The 20,105-nt window shown below is 71.6% G+C and carries 17 protein-coding genes; 9 read left to right on the top strand and 8 right to left on the bottom strand.

From position 1 onward, the window contains the following. Positions 1-40 precede the first annotated feature (40 nt). Entirely contained in the window at positions 41-1,366 is a 1,326-nt protein-coding gene (locus A4W93_RS14625; RefSeq protein WP_085751295.1) for a PQQ-dependent sugar dehydrogenase, read from the bottom strand. A gap of 207 nt (positions 1,367-1,573) precedes the next feature. Here A4W93_RS14625 and A4W93_RS14630 point away from each other — a divergent pair, with 207 nt between their 5' ends. After that, positions 1,574-2,230 carry a hypothetical protein gene (locus A4W93_RS14630; RefSeq protein ID WP_237357545.1) on the top strand — a complete coding sequence of 219 codons (657 nt, stop codon included), beginning with the start codon at positions 1,574-1,576 and terminating at the stop codon, positions 2,228-2,230. Between the two features lie 33 nt (positions 2,231-2,263). Here A4W93_RS14630 and A4W93_RS14635 read toward each other — a convergent pair whose 3' ends face one another. Further along, entirely contained in the window at positions 2,264-2,500 is a 237-nt protein-coding gene (locus tag A4W93_RS14635) for a hypothetical protein (protein WP_085751297.1), read from the bottom strand. A gap of 18 nt (positions 2,501-2,518) precedes the next feature. Continuing rightward, positions 2,519-2,851, bottom strand: a complete 333-nt coding sequence (locus A4W93_RS14640; protein WP_085751298.1) for a hypothetical protein — start codon at positions 2,849-2,851, stop codon at positions 2,519-2,521. A 137-nt stretch (positions 2,852-2,988) separates the two neighbouring features. Between A4W93_RS14640 and A4W93_RS14645 the strand changes: the two genes are divergently transcribed. From A4W93_RS14645 to A4W93_RS14655, 3 genes are all read left to right on the top strand, one after another. After that, the gene (locus A4W93_RS14645) at positions 2,989-5,649 is read left to right on the top strand and encodes a bifunctional acetate--CoA ligase family protein/GNAT family N-acetyltransferase (RefSeq protein WP_085751299.1); all 2,661 of its coding nucleotides are present in this window, start codon (positions 2,989-2,991) and stop codon (positions 5,647-5,649) included. 55 nt (positions 5,650-5,704) lie between these two features. Continuing rightward, positions 5,705-6,328, top strand: a complete 624-nt coding sequence (locus A4W93_RS14650) for a hypothetical protein (RefSeq protein ID WP_085751300.1) — start codon at positions 5,705-5,707, stop codon at positions 6,326-6,328. 103 nt (positions 6,329-6,431) lie between these two features. Next, the gene (locus A4W93_RS14655; protein WP_085751301.1) at positions 6,432-7,442 is read left to right on the top strand and encodes a substrate-binding domain-containing protein; all 1,011 of its coding nucleotides are present in this window, start codon (positions 6,432-6,434) and stop codon (positions 7,440-7,442) included. Here A4W93_RS14655 and A4W93_RS14660 read toward each other — a convergent pair. Continuing rightward, the gene (locus A4W93_RS14660; protein WP_085751302.1) at positions 7,423-8,805 is read right to left on the bottom strand and encodes a GH1 family beta-glucosidase; all 1,383 of its coding nucleotides are present in this window, start codon (positions 8,803-8,805) and stop codon (positions 7,423-7,425) included. The two genes, A4W93_RS14655 and A4W93_RS14660, sit on opposite strands and share 20 nt — an antisense overlap. A 6-nt stretch (positions 8,806-8,811) precedes the next feature. Beyond that, on the bottom strand, positions 8,812-12,237 hold the full coding sequence (locus A4W93_RS14665; protein ID WP_085751303.1) for a response regulator: 3,426 nt from the start codon (positions 12,235-12,237) through the stop codon (positions 8,812-8,814). Positions 12,238-12,371: 134 nt separating this feature from the next. On the opposite strand from A4W93_RS14665, the gene A4W93_RS14670 reads away from it, so the two are divergent. Both A4W93_RS14670 and A4W93_RS14675 read left to right on the top strand, forming a co-directional pair. Continuing rightward, entirely contained in the window at positions 12,372-13,424 is a 1,053-nt protein-coding gene (locus tag A4W93_RS14670) for an AraC family transcriptional regulator (protein WP_085751304.1), read from the top strand. A 149-nt stretch (positions 13,425-13,573) separates the two neighbouring features. Further along, positions 13,574-15,259: a response regulator gene (locus A4W93_RS14675; protein WP_169726543.1), complete on the top strand. Its 1,686-nt coding sequence runs from the start codon at positions 13,574-13,576 to the stop codon at positions 15,257-15,259. Here the strand turns inward: A4W93_RS14675 and A4W93_RS14680 are convergent. Further along, positions 15,201-15,902 (bottom strand): lysoplasmalogenase, encoded by a 702-nt coding sequence (locus A4W93_RS14680; RefSeq protein ID WP_169726544.1) that lies wholly within the window; start codon positions 15,900-15,902, stop codon positions 15,201-15,203. The genes A4W93_RS14675 and A4W93_RS14680 overlap by 59 nt on opposite strands. A gap of 110 nt (positions 15,903-16,012) precedes the next feature. Between A4W93_RS14680 and A4W93_RS14685 the strand changes: the two genes are divergently transcribed. Further along, entirely contained in the window at positions 16,013-16,387 is a 375-nt protein-coding gene (locus tag A4W93_RS14685; protein ID WP_085751306.1) for an RT0821/Lpp0805 family surface protein, read from the top strand. Between the two features lie 12 nt (positions 16,388-16,399). Here the strand turns inward: A4W93_RS14685 and A4W93_RS30050 are convergent, their stop codons facing one another. Next, positions 16,400-17,227, bottom strand: coding sequence for an MOSC domain-containing protein (locus tag A4W93_RS30050; RefSeq protein ID WP_169726545.1), 828 nt, complete (start codon positions 17,225-17,227; stop codon positions 16,400-16,402). Between the two features lie 385 nt (positions 17,228-17,612). Here A4W93_RS30050 and A4W93_RS30055 point away from each other — a divergent pair, with 385 nt between their 5' ends. Together A4W93_RS30055 and A4W93_RS14695 are read left to right on the top strand one after the other, a co-directional pair. Continuing rightward, complete coding sequence (locus A4W93_RS30055; RefSeq protein WP_169726546.1) at positions 17,613-18,053, top strand: hypothetical protein; 441 nt, start codon at positions 17,613-17,615, stop codon at positions 18,051-18,053. 19 nt (positions 18,054-18,072) lie between these two features. Next, on the top strand, positions 18,073-18,852 hold the full coding sequence (locus A4W93_RS14695; protein WP_085751308.1) for a hypothetical protein: 780 nt from the start codon (positions 18,073-18,075) through the stop codon (positions 18,850-18,852). Positions 18,853-18,856: 4 nt separating this feature from the next. Here the strand turns inward: A4W93_RS14695 and A4W93_RS14700 are convergent, their stop codons facing one another. Beyond that, complete coding sequence (locus A4W93_RS14700) at positions 18,857-20,104, bottom strand: phenylacetate--CoA ligase family protein (RefSeq protein WP_085751309.1); 1,248 nt, start codon at positions 20,102-20,104, stop codon at positions 18,857-18,859. Position 20,105: the final 1 nt, after the last annotated feature.

Genomic DNA, 20,105 nt, shown 5'->3' on the forward strand with positions numbered 1-20,105 from the left:
GTCGGCGTGGTGGAGTTCCCCGCGATTGTGCCCAGGACGCTCACGGTCGGGCCGGCGTGGGTGTCACGCGCCAGACCACGTTGCCCACGTCGTCGGCCACGAGCAGCCCGCCGCGCGTGTCGAAAGCGACGCCGACGGGGCGGCCGAGCGCCTTGCCGTCCTCGCTCAGGAAGCCCGTCAGCACGTCGCGCGGATCGCCCGCAGGACGGCCGCCGTCGAACGGCACGAGGATCACCTTGTAGCCGCTGTGGGGCTTGCGGTTCCACGAGCCGTGCTGCCCGACGACCATGCCCGTGCCGAGCGGCGGGAGCGCGCGGCCGTCCGACCAGGCGAGGCCCAGCGATGCGGTGTGGGCGCCCAGCGCGTAGTCGGGCACGAGCGCCTTCGCCACGAGTTCGGGGCGCTGCGGCGACACCCGTTCGTCGACGTGCTGGCCGTAGTAGCTGTACGGCCAGCCGTAGAAGCCGCCATCGCGCACGGAGGTGAGGTAGTCGGGCACGAGGTCGCTGCCGATCTCGTCGCGTTCGTTGGCGACGGTCCACAGCACCCCGGTGGCGGGTTCCCACGCCATGCCGTTCGGGTTGCGCAGGCCGGTGGCGAAGAGCCGTTTCGTGGCCGCGGCGGGGTCCACCTCCCAGATCGCGGCGCGGCCCTCCTCGATCTCGAGGCCGTTTTCGCCGACGTTGCTGTTGGAGCCCACGGTGACGTACAGCCGCCGCCCGTCGGGCGATGCGATCACGTTCTTGGTCCAGTGGTGGTTCAGGCCGGCCGGCAGGTCGACCACCTTGGCGGGCGCCGTGGCCACCGTGGTCTCGCCGGCGCGGTAGGGCACCTTCACGAGGGCGTCGGCGTTGGCCACGTACAGCGTGTCGCCCACGAGGGCCATGCCGAAGGGCGAGAACAGGTCCTTCAGGTAGACCGAGCGCACTTCGGCGACCCCGTCGCCGTCGGCATCGCGCAGCAGCGTGATGCGGTTGGCGCTGGGTACCGTGGCTCCGGCGCGCTTCATCATCGTCTTCTGGGCCCAGGCCCGCAGCCCGCCGCCGCCGGGCTTCGGCGGCGCGTTCGACTCCGCCACCAGCACGTCGCCGCTGGGCAGCACGTGGATCCAGCGGGGGTGGTCGAGCCCGGTGGCGAACGCCTTGACCTGCAGGCCGGGCGCGGCGACCGGTTTGCCGTTGGCGGGCCACCCGGTGGCCGGGGCGACGTTGAGGGTGGGCACCAGGGTCTTGTTCGGCGGCGGCAGCTGGGGGTTCGGGCCATAGCCGGCGCTTTCGGGCAGGCGCGCCGCCTCGCCGCAGCCGGCCAGCATCAGCACACCGAGGGCGACCGCGCCCAGACCCCGTTTGCGACCACCTGCGGACATGAGAAAAACCTGATTGAGGAAACAGACCATTCTTCAATGCCGTTCCGGCCGCCCTTGTAGGCGGACGCCTCACCGCCGCGTGGGAATACTTCCGTAAAGGCGGGAATTCCCAACGTTGTGCGGCCCCCGCGACCGGCCGAAGTGGGGCCCAATGACGGCATGGGGAAAAGAGAGTCTGCCGCGTTGCTCGCGTTGGCGGTCTCCGGTGTGACCGGAACCGCCAACGCGGACACGCGTCTGTCCACGCAGGAACTGCGCTGGGCCCAGGCCGCCAGCCCCGTCGTGGCGTATGCCCGCACGCAGGGCCTCCCGGTGGACGTGGTCGTCCAGCCGCAGGACACCCCCGGCCTCGCGCCGGTGGCCATGGCCCTTGTCGACGGCCGCTGCAAGCTGGTGTTCTCGATGCGGGGCAACCCCGCCGCCGAGGAGACGGAGCGTTCCATTCCCCCCGCCTTGTTCACCCCCGTCGTGGAAGCCATCGCGGCCCACGAGGTGGCGCACTGCTGGCGTCAGGTGCGAGGCGCCTGGCGCACCGTGCCGGCCGGGTTCACCGACCCGTCGGGGCCCGTGGGGTCGACCGACCCCGACGTGGTCGCCCGCTGGTCGGCCATGGCGGCCACGCGCCGCGAGGAAGGGTTCGCCGACCTGGTGGGCCTCGCCTGGACGTGGCGGCAGCATCCGGCGCAGTACGCGCAGGTGCACGCCTGGCTCATGAACGAACGGGCGAACCCGCCCCTGGCAGGCAGCCATCACGACACGCAGGCGTGGGTGCGCCTGGCCGCGAACGGGGGCTTCGGCGATGCCGACAGCCCGTTCGAGCAGGTCACACGGATGTGGACCGCGGGCCTCGTGGGCGAACCCTGAGACCCGCCGGTCCTGGAAAGAGCAGGAGGGCGGTCAGCCCTGGCCGTTGGCCGCGTCGAGCTCGCGGCAGGACGGCGCGCACACCGCCTGCGCCTTGCCGAGCAGCTTGCGCGTCTTGAGTGACGCGCGGGGCCGGTGTTTGCCACACAGGAAACACGACATGGTGGCGGCCCCGAAGGAGCCTGCCGCGGTGAACGGCGAACCCGCCACCTTCGATCGATACCGCAGACCGTCTGCCACGACGGTCGTCTTCACTTCATTCTTCGCCACTGAGGGGTCCCTGGTTCATCATTGATCGGTCGCGCGACGTGCCTTGTCGATCACGTCCCTGGCCTGCAGTTCCGCGCTCGACGAAAATTCGAGCGCCGACCGGCAAAGCCCGGCATGCTGGTACTGAAGGTTTTCATACAGCTCCGCGGCCGCGGGGTAGGAATCTAGCACCGCATTGAGTGTTTCGCCGGGCTTGACCGATTCGAATTCCTGTACCAAGTGCGTGACGACGGACCGGTATTGCACCGGATCCACCGCCACGGGGCTGCGTTCCAGCCGTTCCAGCAGGTGGGCGAGCGTGATCACCACCGAGGGCCGGGCGGGCGTTTGTTCAGGTGAACGGACGTTCATGGGGAATTTCCTCTCCGGGGGACGTTGATTCAGCCCCCCTCACTGAGAGAACATGGGGACGGTCGACCGGACTGCAAGGCCCGGTGCCCGCCGGCGGATGCCCCGGCGTATCGTTCCCTCTCCGGAGCCCGTGCCGCATGAGCATCCGCAACCTCGATTCGCTGTTCGATCCCTCGTCCGTCGCGGTCATCGGGGCCTCGCTCCGGCCCGACCGCACCGGCACGGTGGCCTGGGCCAACCTGAAGGCCGGCGGCTTCAAGGGCCGGCTGTTCGCGGTGAACCCCAAGTACGACGAGCTCGACGGCCACCCGGTCGTCCACCGCATCGACCAGCTGCCCGAAGCCCCCGACCTCGCCCTGATCTGCAGCCCCCGCCACACCGTGCCCGAGGTGGTCGCCCAGCTGGCGGCTCGGGGCACCCGGGCCGCCGTGGTGCTGACGTCGGGCCTGGGCGCGCGGCGAACCCAGGCCGCGCTCGACGCCGCCCGGCCCGCGCTGCTGCGCCTGCTGGGCCCCGACAGCATCGGCCTGCTGACCCCGCACCTGGGCCTGAACGCCAGCGCCGCCCCCATCGGGGCCACACCGGGCGCCGTGGCCTTCGTCTCGCAGTCGGCCGGTCTTGTCACCGCGGTGCTCGACTGGGCGAAGGGCCGGCAGGTGGGCTTCTCGCACGTGGTCTCGCTCGGCGAACGGGCCGACGTCGACTTCGGCGACATGCTCGACTACCTGGCCAGCGACCCGCGCACCCGCGCCATCCTCCTCTACATGGAGGCGATGGAGGCGCCGCGCAAGTTCATGTCGGCCGCCCGGGCCGCGGCGCGCAACAAGCCGGTGATCGTGGTGAAAGCCGGCCGCTCCGAGCAGGGCCGCCGGGCAGCCGAATCGCACACCCGGGCGCTCGCCGGCTCCGACCTCGTGTTCGACGCCGCCATCAGCCGGGCGGGCATGCTGCGGGTCGACACGCTGTACCAGCTCTTCACCGCGGCCGAAACCCTGGCGCGCTTCCGCGGCAACACCGGCGAACGCCTGGCGCTGCTCACGAACGGCGGCGGGGCCGGGGTGCTCGCGGCCGATGCGGCCGCGGCGTCCGGCATCGAACTGGCCGAACTGGCACCGGCGACGGTGGCACGGCTGAAGGAACTGCTGCCGCGCGGTCCCGAGGGCCATCCGGTCGATGTCGGCGGGGACGCGCCCGTGCCGCTGGTCGTCGACGCGCTCAAGGCACTGCTGTCGGACCCCGACGCCGGCGCCACGCTGTTCATCCATGCCCCGTCCGCCCGCGTGCGCGCCGACGACGTCGCCGAGGCACTGCTGCCACTCGCGCAGGGTTCGCCGCCGAAGCTGCTGAGCTGCTGGCTGGGTGATGCGGCGGTGGCCGACGCCCGGCAGCGCGTGCGCGCCGCCGGCATCCCGAGCTACTTCACCCCGGAGGAGGCGGTGCGCGCCTTCGCGATGGGCGTGCGCTACCGCCACAACCAGGCCCAGCTGATGGAGGCGCCGCAGGCGGCCTCGGGGGGCGCACGGGCCGACGTGGAGGGCGCCCGCCACCTGCTGCGTGCGGCGCTGGCCGGCGGGCGGGACGTGCTGACCGAACCCGAGGCGAAGTCGCTGCTGTCCCTGTACGGCATTCCCGTCGTCGCCACGCGGCGCGTGCTGCCCGACCCGGACGTGGTGGAGGCGGCCGCGGACGCCATCGGCTACCCGGTCGTGCTCAAGGTGCTGTCGGCCGACATCGACCACAAGACCGACGTGGGTGGTGTGATGCTCGACCTGCCCGACGGCGCCGCGGTGCGCCAGGCGGCCGCGTCGATGCTCAAGCGGGTGGCGGCGGCCCGGCCCGACGCGGTCATCGAGGGCTTCACGGTGCAGGCGATGGTGCGCCGGGCCCACACGCACGAACTCATCGTGGGCGGCAGCATCGACCCCACCTTCGGGCCCGTGGTGCTGTTCGGCGCCGGAGGCACCTCGGTGGAGCTGGTGGCCGACCGGGCCATCGGCCTGCCCCCGCTCAACGAACCGCTGGCCCGTGCGATGGTGGACCGCACGCGGGTCTCGCGCCTGCTCAAGGGTTGGCGCGACACACCGCCCGCCGACGAACCCGCCGTGTGGCAGGCACTCGTGGCGGTGTCGCGGATGCTCGCCGACCTGCCCGAACTCTCGGTGGTCGACATCAACCCGCTCGTGGCCAACCACGAGGGCGTGATCGCGCTCGACGCCCGCATCCGCATCGACCCGTCCCGCCCCGGCGGCGAACACCGCTTCGCGATCCGCCCATACCCGTCGGACCTCGTCGAATCCCGGGTGTGGCAGGGGCGCCTGGTGACGCTGCGCCCCATCCGCCCGGAAGACGAGGCGCAGCACCTCGCGTTCCTGCGCCGCCTCGACCCCGAGGACATCCGCATGCGGGTGTTCTACAGCCGCCGCTCCATCGAGCGCAGCGAACTGGCCCGCCTCACCCAGATCGACTACGCCCGCGAGATCGCCTTCGTGGCTGTGGCGGCGGGAGAGGCGCACGACGAGACGCTGGGCGTGGTGCGGGCGATGACCGACCCCGACAACGACAGCGCCGAGTTCGCGATCGTGATCCGCTCCGACCTCAAGAGCGGCGGCCTCGGGCGCATCCTGATGAACAAGCTGATCGCCTACCTGAAATCGCAGGGCACGGCGAAGGTCGTCGCGAGCGTGCTGACCGACAATCGCACCATGCGCCATTTCCTGCGTTCGCTCGGTTTCGTGGAGGGCCCCGTCGAATGGGGCAACGACACCGTCGACGTCACGCTGACGCTGAACCCGCCCTGACCGGGCCCTTCGGGCCGCCCGTACTTCGCGTCCCGCACCTGTTAGGCTTCACCGCATGGACATCCGACCCTTCCTGCCCCTGGCCCTGCTCGCCGCCATGCCGCACCTCGCCTTCGCCGCCGACCCGTCTCCCCGCGACGCGGCCGGCGAACGCTGCGAAGCCGCCGTCACCGAGACCGTCAAGCACATGCGCGGCGACGACGCGCGCCAGGTGCAGTTCAACCGGGCGAAGCAGGTCGTCGCGCCCCCGGTGGACGAGGAAACCGACGTGAAGGGCGAGGGCAGCTACCGCGGCGGCACCGGCGGGCCGCGCCCGTTCAGCTACAGCTGCGCCTACAACATCAAGGCCGGCACCACGTCGGGTGTCGTGTTCCGCGACCTGGGCCCGGCCCGCACCGACAGCCCCGAGACCGCGTGGCAGCCCGACCTGTCCACGCTGTCGCCCGAGGCCTGCGAATCGGCCGTGGCCGCCGTGCTGAAGGGCAAGTACCCGCGCGTCGGCCGCATCGCGTTCGGCTCCGATTCGCGCCGGCTGCGGCCCGCACCCAACGGCCGCTCCGGCATGACGGGGCAGGGCTCGGTCGAGCGGGCGCCCGGCATGAGCCTCATCGCCTTCGACTACCAGTGCGAGTTCGAGTCGCGCACCGGCAAGGTGGTGGCCGCGCGCACCACGCCCTGACACCTGGCGGGTCGCCCGCGCCTGCGGGTGATGCGTCGCGCGGGGCAGCCGGGCCGGCCCGATATCATTCCCCCGGACAAGACAACACGAACGAACACACAAGATGGCAACGATCAGAGACGTGGCTCAACTGGCCGGAGTGGGGGTCGCGACCGCATCGCGGGTGATCTCGGGCACCGGCTCGTTCTCAGCCGCGGCGGCCGAGCGCGTGCGCGCCGCCGCGGCCGAACTCGGCTTCCGCCCGTCGAACGTGGCACGCGCCCTGTCTCTGCAGAGCACCGGCACCATCGGCGTCTATGTGCCCGACTTCCGCGGCCCGTTCTACGGCCCCATGCTCGACGCCATCGACGGCGAACTGCGCCGCCACGGCCGCCACATGGTCGCGGTCAACGGCATCGGCGACGTGGACGCCCGCCAGCAGGCGCTGAGCAGTGCCGAGTTCCTCGCCGACCGCGAGTGCGACGGCATCATCATCGCCAGCAACGAGCTGCGCGACGCCGACTACCTCGCGATCCGCCAGCGCATCAAGCACGTGGCGATCATCAACCGCGAGGTCAAGGGCATGAAGACCCAGAGCTTCACGGTGAACCACCGGCTGGGCGGCGCGCTGGCCGCCCGGGCACTGCTCGAGCACGGCCACAAGCGCCTTGCGGTCATCTCCGGCCTCGCGCACGCGCAGGACAACCGCCAGCGCCTGGAAGGGTTCCTCGAGACCGTGCGCGCCGCGGGCATCGACTCCGACACCATCCCTGTGGTGCACGCAGACTTCACGGCGCCGGGCGGCTGGGCCGCCACCGAGGAGCTGCTGGGGCGCAAGACGAAGTTCACGGGCCTCTTCTGCGCGAACGACCAGATGGCCATGGCCGCCATCTCGAAGCTCGGCGTGGCGGGCAAGTCGGTGCCGGAAGACGTGTCCGTCGTCGGCTACGACAACACCGACATGGGCGCCTACCTGCGGCCCCGCCTGACCACGGTGGACACGCACATCGGCGAGATGGGCCTCAACGCCTGCCGGCTGCTCGTGAACCAGTGCTACGGCAAGGAACTGTCCATCGCGCGCGACTTTCCCCCCACCTTCGTGCCGCGCGACTCGCTCAGGAAAATCGGCCGCTGACCTTGCGGCGGGCGGCCATCAGCGCCTTGAGGGCCAGGGCGCTGTCCTTCGGGGTGCGTTGCTGGGTGGCGTAGTCCACGTGCACGATGCCGAAGCGCTTGGCGTAGCCCTCCACCCATTCGAAGTTGTCCAGCAGGGACCACGCGAAATACCCGCGCACGTCCACGCCGGCGCGCATCGCCTGGCCGATGGCCACGAGGTGGCGCTGCAGGTAGCGCACGCGCTGGGCGTCGTCCACGCGCCCGTCCACCACCGTGTCGTCGTCGCTCGCCATGCCGTTCTCGGTGATGTGCACCGGCGGCAGCGCGGGGTACCGGCCCTTGAAGCCGATGAGCAGGTCGCGCAGGCCGGCCGGGTACACCTCCCAGCCCATCACCGTGCGCTCGACGCGGTCGAGGCCCTTGTCGGCGTAGCCGTGGGCGCCGTCGCTGCGCACGTTCGCGCGGAAGTAGTAGTTGATGCCGATGTAGTCCATCGGCGTGGAGATCAGCGCCATGTCGCCGTCGCGCACGGACGGTGACACACCGGGCCACAACTCCTGCAGGGCCTCGGGGTAGGTGCCGAGCAGCAGCGGGTCCAGCACCCAGTGGTTCCAGCAGGCGCCGGCCAGGCGCGCGGCCTGGCGGTCCTCCGGGCTCTGGCTGTCGGCGGACACGGCCGTGACGTTCGTGACGAGGCCCACCTGGGCCGCACCGTTGGCCCGCAGCGCCGCGGTGGCCAGGCCATGGCCCAGCAGCAGGTGGTGCATGGCCTCCACCGCATACCGCACGTCGGCCAGGCCCGGCGCGTGCACGCCGCTGCCGTGGCCCAGCCACGCGGCGCACCACGGTTCGTTGACGGTGGCCCACGCCGCCACGCGGTCGCCCAGCCGGCGGCTCGCCACGTCCGCGAAGTCGGCGAGGCGCGAGGCCGTGTCCCGGTTGAGCCAGCCGCCCCGGTCCTGCAGGTGCTGCGGCAGGTCCCAGTGGTACAGCGTGACGAACGCGCGGATGCCGTGGTGAGCCAGCCGGTCGAGGATGCGTTCGTAGAAGTCGAGGCCCGCGGCGTTGGGCGACCCGTCGGGCCGCATCACCCGCGACCAGGCGACCGACAGGCGGTAGGCGTCGAGCCCCAGCGAGGCGACGAGGTCGATGTCGTCCTGCCACCGGTGGTAGTGGTCGCAGGCCACCACACCCGACTCGCCGTTGCGCACGGCGCCGGGGCGCGCGCAGAACGTGTCCCAGATGGTCGGCACGCGGCCGCCCTCGGCCACGCCGCCTTCGATCTGGTAGGCCGCCGTGCCGGCGCCGAACAGGAAGTCCGGCAGCCACAGGGGCGAACCCGGGGGCGGGGACAGGACGTCGTCGTTGGACAGGTCGTTCATGGCAGGTCAGCGCGGCATCCACACCCGCACGAGGGACAGCAGCTTCTCCACGTCGAGGGGCTTGGCGATGTAGTCGTTCGCGCCGGCCGCGAGGCACTTCTCCTGGTCGTCCTTCATCGCCTTCGCGGTGAGGGCGATGATGGGCAGCTTCTTGAGCCCTTCGCGCTTGCGGATCTCGCGCATCGCGGTGAAGCCGTCCATCTCCGGCATCATGATGTCCATCAGCACGAGGTCGGCGGCCGGGCCCGTGCCGCCGAGGCCGCGGTCCAGCACCTCCAGCGCCTCGCGGCCGTTGCGGGCGATCTCGATGGTGGCGCCTCGGGGCTCCAGCACGCTCGACAGCGCGAAGATGTTGCGCGCGTCGTCCTCCACCACGAGGATGCGCCGGCCTTCCAGCGCCGCGTCGCGGTCGCGCACGGCTTTCAGCATGCGCTGGCTCTCCGCGGGCAGGGCGGACTCCACCTGGTGGATGAACAGCGTGACCTCGTCCAGCAGCCGCTCGGGGGAACGGGCGTCCTTGATGATGATCGAGCGCGAGAAGCGGCGCAGGTCCAGCTCCTCGTTGCGCGTGAGCGAACGGCCGGTGTAGACGATGACGGGCGGGAACGACACGTCGTCCTGCTCGGACATGCGCTCGAGCAGCTGGTAGCCGCTGAGGTCGGGCAGGTTCAGGTCCATCACCACGCAGTCGAAGGTGGTGGCCTGCAGCTGCGCGAGCGCGTCGGCCGCGTTCGCCACGTCGGTGATCTGCACGTCGGCGTGGTCCAGCAGCAGGCGGATGCTCTCGCGCTGGCGGGCGTCGTCCTCCACCACGAGCACGCGGCGCGTGTTCTGCGTGAAGCGCTCCTCCAGGCGGCGGAAGGCCTCGGCGAGTTCCTCGCGCTTGACCGGCTTGAGCGCGTAGCCCACGGCACCGAGGCCGCGCGCCTCCTGGCGGTAGTCGGTCACGGACATCATGTGGACCGGGATGTGCCGCGTGGTCGCCGACCGCTTGAGCTGGTCGAGCACGCCGAGGCCCGAGTGGTCCGGCAGGTTCACGTCGAGCAGGATCGCGCTCGGCCGGTACGTGGCGGCGGCCTGCAGGCCTTCGCCGGCGGTGGGGGCCACGACACACTGGAAGCCCAGCTCGTGCGCGACGTCGCGGAGGATGGCCGCGAACCGCGGGTCGTCCTCGATCACGAGGATCAGCCTCGAGGCCGGGCTCAGCCGCTCGCGGTCGTCCTCCGGGGCGCTGTCGTCGCGCGCCGGGGGCGGCGGAAGTTCGGCGGGCACCACGGGCGGCGGCGGCGACGGGGTGCGGTCCGGGCGGCCGGCCGCCGGCCCCGGGTACTCGGCGGGCAGGGTCAGGGTGAACTGGCTGCCTTCGCCCGGTGTGCTTTCCACCGAGATGTCGCCGCCCAGCAGGCGGGCGAGGTCGCGCGAGATCGACAGCCCGAGGCCCGTGCCGCCGTACTTGCGGTGCGTGCTGCCGTCGGCCTGGCGGAACGCCTCGAAGATCAGGCCCTGCTGCTGCGGGGCGATGCCGATGCCGGTGTCGCGCACGGCGAAGGCCACCTGGCCGTCGGGCCGCGCGGTGACGCGCATCGAGACGGCACCGCGTTCGGTGAACTTCAGCGCGTTCGACAGCAGGTTCTTCAGGATCTGGCCGAGGCGTTGCGGGTCCGTGTGCAGGCGGTCGGGCACACCCGGCTCCACGACGGCGTCGAAGGCGAGCGACTTCTGCGAGGCCACGGGCTGCATCGCGGCCATCAGCGAGTCCACCGTGCGCGCGACGGGGACAGGCTCGGGCATCACCTCGACCTGGCCGGCCTCGATCTTCGAGAGGTCGAGGATGTCGTTGATGAGCGCGAGCAGGTCGTTGCCGGCGGACGAGATGGTGCGGGCGAACTTGACCTGCTCCTCCGTCAGGTTGCCCGGCTTGTTGTCGGCGAGCAGCGTCGCGAGGATCAGCGTGGAGTTGAGCGGCGTGCGCAACTCGTGGCTCATGTTTGCCAGGAACTCGCTCTTGTACTGGTTCGAGCGCTCCAGCGCCTCGGCCTTGTCGGTCAGCTGCACCTGGGCGAGGGACAGCTCGCTCTTCTGGCGTTCGAGCTGGTTCGCCTGTTCCTCCAGGCTCACGTTCGACTGTTCCAGCTCGGCGTGCTGCGACTCGAGCTGTGCCTGCGATTCGCGCAGCACACGGGACTGTTCCTCCAGCTCCTCGTTGCTCACCCGCAGCTCCTCCTGCTGCGCCTGCAGTTCCTCGGCCTGGCGCTGGGTCTCCTCCAGCAGCTCCTCGAGGCGGGTGCGGTCGCGCGACGAGCGCACGGCGACACCCAGCATCTCGGCCACGCGGGCCAGCAGCTCCTTGTCGTCCGGGTGCACCGGGCGCAGGAAGCCGAGTTCGACCACCGCGTGCACGGTGCCGTCGGCGATGGCCGGGGCCACGAGCAGCTCGGCCGGCCGGCCGCGACCGAGGGTCGACACCACCGGCAGGTAGCCATCCGGCACGTCGCGCACGTGCAGCGGCTGCCCGTCCTTGGCGGCCTGGCCCAGCAGGCCTTCGCCGCGGGCGACCGTGTCGGGGGCCGCCGCATGGCCGGCGACGCGCCGGAACCGGCCGTCCTCCCCGGCGACGTACACCGTCCCCACGCGGGCGCCCAGGTACCGGGCCAGGAATGCGAGCACCTTCTCGCCCAGCGCCGCCAGCCCCTGTTCGCCCTGGATGCGTGACGCCAGGCCCATCTGGCCGGAGCGCAGCCAGTTCTGGGCCTCGCGGGCGCGGTAATCGCGCGAGGTCATCGTCGCGGCCGCCAGGATCAGCACGAGCAGCAGCCCCGAGCCGCCCCACGCGACGTACGAGGCGAATCGAGTGGCCTGCCGCCATGTCTCCTGACGCTCGGCCAGCAGGCGCTGCTCTTCGTTCCTCAAGTCCAGCACCAGGGTGCGGATCTGGTCCATGACCGCCTTGCCACGGTCGGTGCGCACCATCGTCAGGGCCGCTTCGGCCTGGCCGGCACGCCGCAGCGCGATGGTCTCTTCCAGTTCCAGGAGCTTGAGACGGGAGAGTTCGCTCAACTGGCCGACGGTGCGCTGCTGCGTCGGGTTGTCGCCGGTCAGGCGGGCCAGCGCCTCCAGTTCACCATCGAGGCCGGCGCGCGCGTTGCGGTACGGATCCAGGTAGCTTTCCTGTCCCGTGAGCAGGTAACCGCGCTGGCCCGTCTCGGCGTCCTTCACCTGCGAGAGAACGCCGGCGAGCCGCGCTTGCACTTCGAGCGTGTGGGTCACCTGCCCGGCGGCGTCGGTGTTCGCCTGTTGGGCGCTGTAGGAAAAGGCGGCGATGAGGACCACGGCGAGGATGGCCGCGAGAAATCCTGCGAACGGGCCGGGAGGCAGGGGAGGACCGGAACGTGCATTGGGCACGGCGGCGAGGCCATCTGAAGGGGTGGTCATGGGCGGCGGGTTCGCGAAGGTCTCGCCGGCCCGTTGCGGAAGGACACTCGGGGGCCGGAAGCGCGTCGGATCCTACCGCATGGCCTGAAAGGGCTGGTACGCTCGGGGTTCGTCACACCAGGGAGGGAGTTGACATGCCGACGCATCCGACAGAGATCGCCACGGCCGAGCCGTGGGACACGGTTCCCGGAATCCAGGTCACCAAGGTCGTCGAGGCCTTCGGCCGCCTCGGCATCGACGTCTCGCCCACGATGGCCGCCTTCGGCCTGCCGGCCGACGCCGCCAACGACACCCCCCTGCCGTTCCGCCAGTCCGCTGCGTGGATCGACCACGTGCTGACGACGTTTCCCCAGCGCGGACTGGGCCTGCTCTACACCGACCTGCTGACGCAGCTCGACAACGGCATCGTCGGGTACACCATCCTGTCGTCGGACACCGTCGGGGCGGCCATCTCGGAGCGCATCCGCTTCGCCGCGCTGCTGCGCCCGTACTTCGGCGTGGCGCTGCGCGACGCGGGTGACGGCATGTCCGAGGTCGTGGTGATCGACCGCGACCCGCCTCTCGTCAGCGCGAAGACCCGGGCGTTCTTCATGGAGCGCGACCTGGCGATGTTCGCCGGCGCCGCCCGCCGCATGATCGGGCCCGGCCGGCACTTCGAGCAGGTGCACTTCGCCTACCCGGATCCCCAGCTGCGAGACCGGTACCACGAGGTGTTCGGCTGCCCGGTCCGCTTCGACCAGCCCGAGTCCCTGATTCGCTTCCGCACGTCGCTTCTCGACCAGCCGATGCGCCACGCCCACAGCGAGGCGCACGCGATCTGCGAGACCCAGTGCGACGTGCTGCTCGCCCGCATGCGCGAGCGCGCCGGCACGGCCACCGCGCTCCGCCGCCTGATGCTGCGCCGGCCGAAGACGCTGCCCGACCTCGAGTCGGCGGCCGCCACGATGGGCAAGAGCTCCCGCACGCTGCGCCGCCAGCTTCAGGACGAGGGCACGTCGTTCACCGAGGTGCTGGCGGACGTGCGCACCGTGCTGGCCTGCGACTACATGCGCGCCACCACGCTGGGCATCCGCGACATCGGCCGGCTCCTCGGGTATGCCGACGAGTCGGCGTTCTCGCGGGCGTTCAAGCGGGCGATGAAGCAGACGCCGCGGGAATGGCGCAACGGGCAGGGCGCCCTCCGGTAGGCCAACCGGCCACGAATCGTGGCCTCGCCTGCCGGAATCAAGCGCACAAACCCGAAGAAGAGGCGATCCTCCCGCCTGTTCGGGGGATGGTCGTCACGAGGTCCCATGGAAAGTGACGGCCGCTCCGTTCGCCCACTTCCCGAATGCGCATGCCCAAACTCTTCCTCCAATCCGGTCTCCGCGTCCGGCTGGCCGCGATGGCCGGCCTCGTGTTCGTGCTCGTCGCGACGGCCTGCGTCGACATGGCCAGCGCGATCCGGGCGCACCTGAATGCCGACATCGCCAGCACGGCGGCCCTGCAGGATGCGGCTCGGCGGCTGCGTGACCACCTCGAAACCGGGCGCCAGGCCGACCTGGGCCGCGCCGGCGCCGCACTCGCGGCACCGCTCGGCGCGGTGGCGGTGCGGCAGGCCCTCGACGCGGGCGGTGGCGACACCGACGCCCTGCGCCAGGCGCTGCTGCAGGCCCGGGTGCCGGAGCAGGACGTCGGCAGCGTGCTGCGCCTGTACCGCGTGATGCGGGGCACCGACGCGCTCGCGGGGACGGTCGCGCTGCGCAACGACGCCGACGAGGCGACGCTGACGCTCGACCGCATCGTCCACCAGCTCCAGGCGCGGGACACCGACACCGGCCCGTTCACCGACCGCGAACGCCGCACCTGGCTGCGCCGCATCGACGCGGCGCTGCCGGAAGGCGGCGCCGGCGCCCTGGCGTTCTCCGAGCGCCTGGACCAGCCCGTGCGCTGGCTCCGGCGCACGTTCGCGGCCGCCTCGGCCCTGTTCATCGCGGCGATGGTGAGCCTCGTGCTGCTGCCGGGGCGTCCCCGCCGCGCCGTGGCCCGTTCGCGCTGGGAACGTGCGGCCGCGGCCGGCCGCGTGGGCCTCTTCGAATGGGACATGCGGCACGATGCCTTCGCGTTCGACCCGCACAGCCTCGCGCTGCACGGCTGGTCCGGCGACGCGTCGGGCGGTGTGGCCACGCGCGACGTGCAGCAGGTGGTGCATCCCGACGACCACGCGCGGTTGCGCGAGTCGGCCGCCCACGCCCGCGTCACGCGCCAGCCCTGGGTCGAACGCTTCCGGGTCATCCGCCCCGACGGCAAGGTGCGCCATGTGGAAGTCTCCGGCCGCATGGACATGGGCGAGACGGGACAGGATGTGCGCATGGTGGGCGTGATCCGCCCGGCATCCGCCACCGAACCCGTTGCCGAGACCGCCGACACCGCGGGACCGAGCCGCTGCGAGGTGCTGGCCCGCGTGAGCCACGAACTGCGCACGCCGCTGCACGCCGTGCTGGGCTTCGCGCGGCTCATCGCCAACGACCGGTCGGACCGGCTGCCCGCCACGCAGGCCCACCGGGTCGACCAGGTGCTGCGCAGCGGGGCGAGGCTGCTGCGGCTCGTCGACGACGTGCTGGGCATCCCGCCGTCCGACGGGCCGGTGGCCGGGGTCGACGACCTGCCGCCACCGCGCGGACGCGTGCTCTACATCGAGGACAACCCGGTGAACGTGCTGCTCGTGAAGGAGCTGCTCGCGCGCTGGCCCGAGGTGCAACTGGTGACGGCCGACGACGGCGAGACCGGGCTGATGATGGCCCGCACCGACACGCCCGACCTCGTGCTGCTCGACATGCAGCTGCCCGGCATGGCGGGCCTCGAGGTGCTGCGTGCGCTGCGGACCGGCCCGGAGGTGGCGATGCCGCCGGTGGTGGTGCTGTCGGCCAACGCCCTGTCGGACCAGCGCGACGAGGCCGTGTCGGCCGGGGCCAACGGCTACCTCACGAAGCCGTTCGCGTTCGATCAGTTCCTGGAGCAGGTGCGGCGTCACCTGCGCTGAGCGGCGCGGGACGGGAGGGCAGCGACGACGCGATGCACCACTGCGCCGCCCAGTAGGTGGCCAGCACGAGCAGCGACGCCGCCGGCAGCGGGGCCTTGAAGCGGTCGAAGGCGAGCAGGGCGTCCGAGCACACGAACAGCGCGCCGCCCACGGCCGCCAGCGTGGCGAGCGGCTGCCGCACCCGCAGGGCCCGCGCCGCGGCCTGGGCCGCCATCGCCGAGAGGCACACCACGTACGCGAGCACCGGCACATGCAGCGGGCCCGGCACACCGGGCCACAGCACCACGAGCAGGGCGCCCGCCACCACGGCGTAGGCCGCGAACGCGGCAGGTGCGGCACGCAGCAGCGGCGTGTCGCGGGTGAACGCCACCAGGTAGCACAGGTGGGCGATCAGGAACGACACGAGGCCGGGCACGAACCCCTGCTGCGGCCACAGCAGCGCGATGTCGCCCGCGAGCGAGGCCACGAGGCCGGCGAGCAGCCAGCGGCGCATCCCGGGCGGACCGTCGCCACGCGACAGTGCGTGGCCGATGAGCAGCACCGTGGTCAGCGGCTTGAACACGAACGCGAGCCACGGCTGGCCGAGCGCCCACGGTGCGGCGGCGATGGCGAGGAGGGCGGACGCCGCGACGGCGAAGGGCATCAGGACACCGGGTCGGTTCATGCGCGGCAGGATACGGGAGGCGGCCGGTTGACACCCTGGGTGGATCCCCCGAGACTGGGCCATTCCATCAGACTCCAGGGGTGCTTCGCATGAAGGTTTCGTCCCGTCTCGCCGTCGCCGCGCTGCTGCTGTGCGGCGGGGTCCTGTCGGCCCAGGCCTCCGGCTGGGTGGCGCTGCTGAAGAACACGCCGGCCGAGGTGTACGACGACGAGGACCTGCAGCTGTTCCTCTCCGCCGCCGCCAAGGCGGTGGCCGCCGAGGATGGTCAACCCGTCGACTGGTCCAACCCGGCCACCGGGTCCGGCGGCAGCTTCAAGCCGCTCGGTGCGGCGCCGTCCGTGAAGGGCCTGCCGTGCCGGAAGGTCCGCATGACGGTCTACGCGAAGAAGCGGCCGCAGAAGTCGAGCAACCTCACGGCCTGCAAGACGCCGGAGAACAAGTGGAAGCTCGCGACCGTCGGCTGATGCGCTCCGCCGTCAGAACGCGAACTCGCCGCTGAACACGTCGCCCACCGCGAAGCGGGTGCCGGGCTTCGCGCGCCCGTAGACGCCGAAGGTCGTCGGCTTGCCCGGGTGGTGCGCCGCGGACAGCGCCGTGAGCGCTTCGAGCGTGCGCGGTGACACGGACGCATCCGTCGGATCCACGTTCGGCACCACGCACCGCACGCACGGCGCCGTCATCTCGATGCGGCCCGCCGGCCCGTCCAAGGCCTGCAGGAAGTCTTCCTCGAAGGCCGCGGCGTCGCTGCGCAGCACGACGTTCGGGCGGTAGCGCCGCGGGTCCGCGGGCGGCCCGCCGGCCTCGGCGAGGTGGCGGTCCACCGCGTCGGCCGACGCCCGCGTGGTCAGGTGCAGGCGGTTGACCGTGTCGCGGCGGCGAGCCGCGTGGCCGAGCCGCACGAGGCGCAGCAGCGCCCCCGTCACGCGGGTGAGCCATGCGGCCGCGGCATTGCCCGCGTCCTCGGCCTCGAACACCTCCGCGCGGCGGTCGCGCTCGTTCCAGATCGTCACGTGCACCGGCGCCAGGGGGCCCGTGGTGGGCACATGGACCGGTGCCATGCCCGGCGTGGTCAGCACGAGGGCGTCGTCGGTCAACTGGGGGTGGACCAGCGCAAGGCGAGGGTGGTCGCCCTGCCACGTGACATCACCGCGGGCGTTCACGATGGCCCAGTGGCGGTCACCCGCCGCACCGCCATCGCCGTCGATCACCAGGTGATCCACCGGCACCCCGGCGCAGGCCTTCACGGGGTACAGGTACAGCGCGTCGATCGTGAAGGCGGGCTCCGGGAGGGCAGGCGAGGACATGGCGGTTTGGTAGCGGTTCCAAAGCGACATCATCGCATTGCATCGCCGTGTCCGTTTCAAAGCCGTCCGCGCAGGCCACTGGCAACTCGTTCGTGGCCGGATGAGCGGGCGTCGACCAGAGCGTCGCGGCGAACCAACGCTCAGCCCGCATGAGGACTTTCCCTGAACCCGTGGGGTCGTGACCCGGATCCGGGCGAACGTCCAGGGGCGACGCGGTGAGGCGTGCGCGACGGCGCGGGGCGGTCCCGGTTCGTTCGATGGTGCCGCGGGGGGGCGATCGTGGACATGGACAATGCGAAGCAGGAACTGCCGGGCGGCATCCGGTGCAAGATGCGGATGCCGGGGCTCGCGGATTCGCGCTGACCGGCACGAGAAGGATCGCTCCATGCTGAACCGAATGGCCTGGCTGATCGTCCCGCTGCTCGCCGCCGCCCACCCGGAGGCCGAAGCGGGTCGCCCCGCCATGAAGACCCTGTCGAGATGCCTGGCCGTCGAGGGCCACGACATGGACCCGAGCTCGGCGATCAACATGGTGCTGGTGACCGACCTGATCCCGCCGCCACCGGGGCATTCGCGACACGGCGATGGCGTCATGAAGCACAAGGGCACGCTGGTCCCCATCCGCTCCGAGGTCGTCACCCCACCTCGGCACGGCGCGCTCACGCTGATCGACGCCGAACACCAGTTCTATCGCTACCAGGCCCGGGACAGCTACTACGGCCTCGACCACGCGACACTGCGCGTCGACGTCGGCACCTACCGCTACCGGGTGAAGCTGACGCTGGACTCCGTGCGGAACAAGGACTTGGACGGCTGCGGGCTGTGAAGAGAAAAAGGACCGGCTCATGCACATCGCCCGCTGTCGTGTTCTTCGCCCGTGGATCGCGCTCGGCCTGCTGTCCGTGGCGGCCACCGGGCTCGCCGGGGAGCCCAAGGAGAGCCTGAGCGGCCGTGATGGCGTATTCGCTGCCTGGGCCTCACCATCGGTCGCCGACACCCACGTGTTCTTCAAGAGCCGGGAAGGTGCGACGGCCCTCGCCAGGCATTGCCGGGCGCAGCTCCCGGTGCACCTGCTGCCCCAGGGAACGCCGTTCACCTGCCGGGTGGAGTTCCTGCCCCCTGCCGAAGCGGGCCATGAAGGTGGCGGGCTCCGCTTGTCGGTGAAGGGCCCCGGATCCAAGCCCGACCACTGGGTCTATGGCCTGTTCACCGTGTCGTCCCCTCACCATGTGCGGTGGACCGAACGGGCCGCCACGGCCGCCGAGCAGTCGGCGGTGAGGGCCTTGCTCGCGACCGACACGAAACTCTCTCGGACCGTGACAGGCCGAGCCGTGGGTTCGGCCCGCGCGGTGGCCGCCGCCGAAGGGGGGCGCATCCTGGTCGTGGTCCCGGGCAGGCGGGTGGTGGATGCGTTCTCCGAAGCACGGCGGCACCATGTTTTCCTGGTGGACGGGGAGTCGGCGCGCCACCTCGGCGAACTGCCCGACCGGCCGAAGCAGTACGTCGATGTCGACGGCGACGACCTGCCGGAGGTGATCACGGACACCGAGTGCGACGGCATCTGTGTCCAGCTGTGGACGTTCTCGCCGCGCCTGGAATTGCTCGTCGAACTGGGAGGGCATTGAGCGGTCAACGGTAGCTTCGCGCGTCCTCGATCACCTTGCCGTCGTTGGCGAGTTCGCCGGGGCCCACCACCACGACCTCGCCGCGGAGTTTCGTGACCTCGCGCAACGCGTCCGCCACACGCTGTTCCAGGCCGACGGGCGGCGACGCGCATTCCACCCGCAGGGTCATCCGGTCCGCTCCCATCTCGCCCTCGACCACGAGCCGCGCCCGCGCCACCTCGGGGAACCGCTTCACCACCTCGGCCACCTGGCCCGGGTGCACGAACATGCCGCGCACCTTGGTCGTCTGGTCCGCGCGCCCCAGCCAGCCGCGGATGCGGCGGTTGGTGCGGCCGGTCGGGCAGGGGCCCGGGAGGATCGCAGAGAGGTCGCCGGTGCCGAAACGCACCAGCGGGTAGGTGCGGTCGAACGTCGTGACGACCACTTCACCCACCTCGCCGTCGGGCACGGGGTCGCCGGTGCCGGGGCGCACGATCTCGACCAGCACGCCTTCGTCGAGCACCAGGCCCTCGCGGGGCTCGGTCTCGTACGCGATGAGGCCCAGGTCGGCCGTGGCGTAGCACTGCAGACCCTGGACGCCGTGGGCGGCGATCCAGTCGCGGAGGCTGGGCGGGAAGGCCTCGCCCGACACCAGGGCCTTCGTGAGGAAGGGCAGCGGCTTGTTCAGTTCGGCCGCCTTCTCCAGCAGGATCTTCAGGAAACTCGGCGTGCCGATGTAGCCGTCGGGCCGCAGGTCGGCCATCGCCTCCACCTGCTGCTCGGTCTGGCCGGTGCCGGCCGGGAACACGGAGCAGCCGAGGGCGCGTGCGCCCGATTCCATCATGGCCCCGGCCGGGGTCATGTGGTAGCTGAAGCTGTTGTGCACGAGGTGGCCCGAGCGGAAGCCCGCGGCGAACAGCGAGCGGGCCATGCGCCAGTGGTCGGCGTGGACGCCCTCGGGTTCGTACAGCGGGCCGGGGCTCGCGAACACCCGCGGCATGGCGGGGCCGCGCGTGACGGCGGCAAAGCCACCGAACGGGTCGCCGGCACGGCGCTGAATTTGCAGCGCGAGCAGTTCCGACTTGCGCGTGACCGGCAGGCGGGCGAGCGCTTCGCGCGACACCACGGCCGCCGCGTCCACCTCGGCGAGGATCTCCGCGAAGGCCGGGGCATTCGCCTGCGCGAACGCCACCTGGCCGGGCAGGGCGCTCAGCAGCGCACGTTCGCGCTCGGCCGGGTCGCGCGATTCGAGGGTGTCGTGGAACTCGCCCATG

This window comes from Piscinibacter gummiphilus (genome assembly GCF_002116905.1).
GTDB lineage: Bacteria > Pseudomonadota > Gammaproteobacteria > Burkholderiales > Burkholderiaceae_C > Rhizobacter > Rhizobacter gummiphilus.

What these genes read in the sequence shown, in the direction of transcription:
- A4W93_RS14645 (WP_085751299.1), top strand. Translation starts at nt 2,989, where the DNA reads ATGAGCATCCGCAACCTCGATTCGCTGTTCGATCCCTCGTCCGTCGCG.
- A4W93_RS14675 (WP_169726543.1), top strand. Translation starts at nt 13,574, where the DNA reads ATGCCCAAACTCTTCCTCCAATCCGGTCTCCGCGTCCGGCTGGCCGCG.
- A4W93_RS14665 (WP_085751303.1), bottom strand. Translation starts at nt 12,237, where the DNA reads ATGACCACCCCTTCAGATGGCCTCGCCGCCGTGCCCAATGCACGTTCC.
- A4W93_RS14655 (WP_085751301.1), top strand. Translation starts at nt 6,432, where the DNA reads ATGGCAACGATCAGAGACGTGGCTCAACTGGCCGGAGTGGGGGTCGCG.
- A4W93_RS14670 (WP_085751304.1), top strand. Translation starts at nt 12,372, where the DNA reads ATGCCGACGCATCCGACAGAGATCGCCACGGCCGAGCCGTGGGACACG.
- A4W93_RS14695 (WP_085751308.1), top strand. Translation starts at nt 18,073, where the DNA reads ATGCACATCGCCCGCTGTCGTGTTCTTCGCCCGTGGATCGCGCTCGGC.
- A4W93_RS14650 (WP_085751300.1), top strand. Translation starts at nt 5,705, where the DNA reads ATGGACATCCGACCCTTCCTGCCCCTGGCCCTGCTCGCCGCCATGCCG.
- A4W93_RS30050 (WP_169726545.1), bottom strand. Translation starts at nt 17,227, where the DNA reads ATGTCCTCGCCTGCCCTCCCGGAGCCCGCCTTCACGATCGACGCGCTG.
- A4W93_RS14685 (WP_085751306.1), top strand. Translation starts at nt 16,013, where the DNA reads ATGAAGGTTTCGTCCCGTCTCGCCGTCGCCGCGCTGCTGCTGTGCGGC.
- A4W93_RS14700 (WP_085751309.1), bottom strand. Translation starts at nt 20,104, where the DNA reads ATGGGCGAGTTCCACGACACCCTCGAATCGCGCGACCCGGCCGAGCGC.
- A4W93_RS14660 (WP_085751302.1), bottom strand. Translation starts at nt 8,805, where the DNA reads ATGAACGACCTGTCCAACGACGACGTCCTGTCCCCGCCCCCGGGTTCG.
- A4W93_RS14640 (WP_085751298.1), bottom strand. Translation starts at nt 2,851, where the DNA reads ATGAACGTCCGTTCACCTGAACAAACGCCCGCCCGGCCCTCGGTGGTG.
- A4W93_RS14680 (WP_169726544.1), bottom strand. Translation starts at nt 15,902, where the DNA reads ATGCCCTTCGCCGTCGCGGCGTCCGCCCTCCTCGCCATCGCCGCCGCA.
- A4W93_RS30055 (WP_169726546.1), top strand. Translation starts at nt 17,613, where the DNA reads ATGCTGAACCGAATGGCCTGGCTGATCGTCCCGCTGCTCGCCGCCGCC.
- A4W93_RS14625 (WP_085751295.1), bottom strand. Translation starts at nt 1,366, where the DNA reads ATGTCCGCAGGTGGTCGCAAACGGGGTCTGGGCGCGGTCGCCCTCGGT.